At 74.7% G+C, this 3,184-nt stretch carries 2 protein-coding genes; both read left to right on the top strand.

The features are described from left to right. The coding region (locus NON22_RS22355) for an Ig-like domain-containing protein (RefSeq protein WP_257389203.1) at positions 1–2,751 on the top strand (2,751 nt) is incomplete at its 5' end. 23 nt (positions 2,752–2,774) lie between these two features. Further along, positions 2,775–3,184 (top strand): hypothetical protein (locus NON22_RS22350; protein WP_425508018.1); only part of this gene is annotated, 410 nt, incomplete at its 3' end.

Below are 3,184 nucleotides of genomic sequence, written 5' to 3'. Positions count from 1 at the left end.
CCGGCCGCGCGCCTCGTCGCCGGCCAGCCCGGCGAACTGGTCTATCGCGTCGACAACGCCGCCGCCGCACTGGCCGGCGTGAGCCTGCGCCTGCGCGTGTTGCGCACGGCGGCGCAGCCGGCGCTGTTCGAGCGCGAGGAACTCGTCGATCTGGCCGCCGCCGGCAGCCACGAGCAGCGCGTCGCGGTCGCCGCGCCGCCGCTCGCGCTCGACAGCTACGTCGCCGTGCTCGACGCACGCCTGGCCGGCGACGCGCCGGGACAATGGCGCGATCTCGCCCGCACCAGCTTCGTCGCCGTCGACGAGACGCCGCCGGACATCACCGTGCTGACGCCGGTGCCGAACCAGCTGCAGCCGGCCCTCGTGAGCCTGCGCGCGCAGATCGTCGACCGCCACGCTGACGTCGCCGCGGCCCAGGTGCGCGTCGACACCGGCGCGTGGCAGGCACTGTCGCTCGCGGCCGACGGCAGCTGGGGCCTGCGCCTGGCCGGCCTGGCCGACGGCGCCCACAGCCTGCTAGTGCGCGCCCGCGACCGCTGGGGCAACGAGAGCCAGAGCACCGCAGTCGCGTTCGAGGTCGATGCGACCGCGCCGCAGGTCGCCATCGACGGCGTCGCCGAAGGCGCGCTGCTGAACCAGCCGGTCGCGCCGACGATCGCGATCACCGATGCGCATATCGATGCGGCCCAGAGCAGCGTGCGCCTGAACGGACAGGCCTACGTCTCCGGCACGGCCATCACGGCCGACGGCGACTACACGATCGCCGTGCGCGCGGTCGACACCGCCGGCAACCAGAGCCTCGCGAGTCGCCATTTCACGCTGGATTTCACGCCGCCGACCCTGTCCATCGCGAGCCCGGCCGACGGCAGCGTCGTCGCGAGCAGCGCGATCGCCGTGCAGGTGAACAGCGAGGCCGGCGCGGCAGTCACGTTGACCGTCGGCGCGTATCAGGCCGTCGCGACGGCCGCCGCGAACGGCCAGCTGCAGTTCGCCGGCGTGCCGCTGGTCGAAGGCCTCAACCGCATCGAAGCGGTCGCGCGCGATCCGGCCGGCAACGCGAGCGCGACGCAGGCGGTCACGGTGCGCTACGAGGCCGCCGTCGTGCTGCCGTTGATCGGCACCTTGCAGCCGGCCCAGGCCGAGCTCGCGTACGGCGAGGACCTCGTCGTCGCGCTGCAGCTGCGCAATCCCGGCGACGCGGCACTCGCGTCGCAGTCGCTGCGCCTGCGCGTGCTCGCGGCCGACGGCACGCCGCTGGCCCAGCGCGACTACGCGCGCGCGTTCGCGGCCGGCGAGAGCTTCGCCGACACGCCGCAGTTCGCGACGACGGGCTGGCCGCTCGGCCTGCTCGATCTGCAGCTCGACCTGCTGCACGAAGGGACTTGGCGCCGGCTCGACGCACAGTCGCTGCGCCTCGTCGACCGCACGCCGCCTCAGCTGCAGGCGCTTGCGCCGGCGACAGCCGCCGTCGTCGCTACGCCGCTGCGCCTGCGCGCGACCGCCGCCGACACGCTCAGCGCGCCGGTCACGGTCGAGGCCAGTGTCGACCACGGCGCCTGGACGGCACTGAGCGCCGCAGCCAGCCCGGCCGACACGTTCGAGAGCGTGCCGCTCGTGTTGGCCGACGGCGCTCACGGCTACACGCTGCGCGCGCGCGACGCGGCGGGCAACGAGATCGCGCTCGCGCCGATCGCGTTCGCGGTCGACGGCACGCCGCCGCAGATCGCGATCGACGGCGTCGCCGACGGCGACCTCGTCAATCACGCCGTGACGCCGCTGGTCGCGTTCAGCGACGCGCACCTGCGCACGACGACGTTGCGCCTGAACGGCCAGCCCTACGTCAGCGGCGCGCCGGTCGAGCAGAGCGGCGACTACAGCCTGCAGGCCGAGGCCGACGACGAAGCCGGCAATACCGCAACGCGCACGATCGCGTTCACCGTGGATCGCGAGGCGCCGGCCGTCGTCGTCACCGAGCCCGTGCCCGACAGCACGGTCACGAGCGCCGCGCAGGCCATCGCCGGCACGACCGAGCCGCTGGCCGACGTCGCCGTCGAGGCGCCGGGCCTCACGACCGTCGTGCGCGCCGACGCGAGCGGCGCATTCCGCACCGCCGCGGCGACCCTGCTGCCCGGCGACAACACCGTGCGCCTGCGCGCGACCGACCGCGCCGGCAACCTCGGCCCCGAGCGGATCGTGCAGGTGCGCTACCAGCCGCCGACCGGCGAAGCGCTCAGCGCGCAGTTCCTGCACGGCGCGCTGAGCCTGCGCCGCGGCGATCCGCTGACCGTGAACTTCCGCCTGCACAACGACGGCGCGACGGCGCTCAGCGCGACGCCGCTGCGCGTGCAGTTGCGCGACGCGATCGGCGACATCGTCGCGCAGCGCAACGACGTGCTGAACCTCGGCGTCGGCGCCGAAACCTTGCGCGAGGCGACGTTCGACACGGCCGCGCTCGCGATCGGCCCGTACCGTGTCGAAGTCGTCGCGCAACTGCGCGACGCGCAGGGCCAGACCGCGTGGACCGCGCTGGCCGACATCGAGGCAGAGCTGCGCCAGGGCTGTTCGACCGCGCGGCCGGCCGACCGGTTGTTCAGCGACGGCTTCGGCGACGGCGACAGCGACCCGCTGTTCTGCGACGGCTTCGACACGGTCCTCCCCAAACGCGGCTGGAGCGCCATGCCCGACTGGCTGTCGCTGCTGCTCGCCCCTGCCCGGCCGCCGCTGCAGGCCGCCGCCGGAGATCGCCCATGACCCTGCCACGGATGCGCAGCCGCATGCTCCCCCGTTCCGCCGTCTTCGCCCTGACTTTCCTCGCGACCGTGGCGGCCGGCGCCGCCGCGCCGATGCGTCCCGCGCCGAGCGCCGAGGCTCAGGTTTCCCGTTCCGCGCCGCGCGTGAAGCACGACGCGCCCGCGCCATCGGCGCGCGCGATCGATGCCGCCACGATCGATCGCGCGGCGCTGCGCGACAACGTCGCCGCGATGCAGCCGATGCCGTCGCTGCCGGCAGCCTCCGTCGCGGAGTCGCCGCAGCAGGCGGTCATCGCGGCGCTGCTGCGCGGCGATGACGCACGCGCCGCGATCGCGAGCGCCCGCGCGCTGCAACCCGAAACGCCGAAAGCGGCCGCCGGCGAGAGCGGCGGCGCGTTCGCCGGCTACGTGCAGGCGCGACGCACGCTGCAGAC

It is taken from the genome of Tahibacter caeni, assembly GCF_024609805.1.
Taxonomy (GTDB): domain Bacteria; phylum Pseudomonadota; class Gammaproteobacteria; order Xanthomonadales; family Rhodanobacteraceae; genus Tahibacter; species Tahibacter caeni.
Note: the sequence above shows the minus strand (reverse complement) of the source record. Positions and strands in the feature narration are given on the sequence as shown.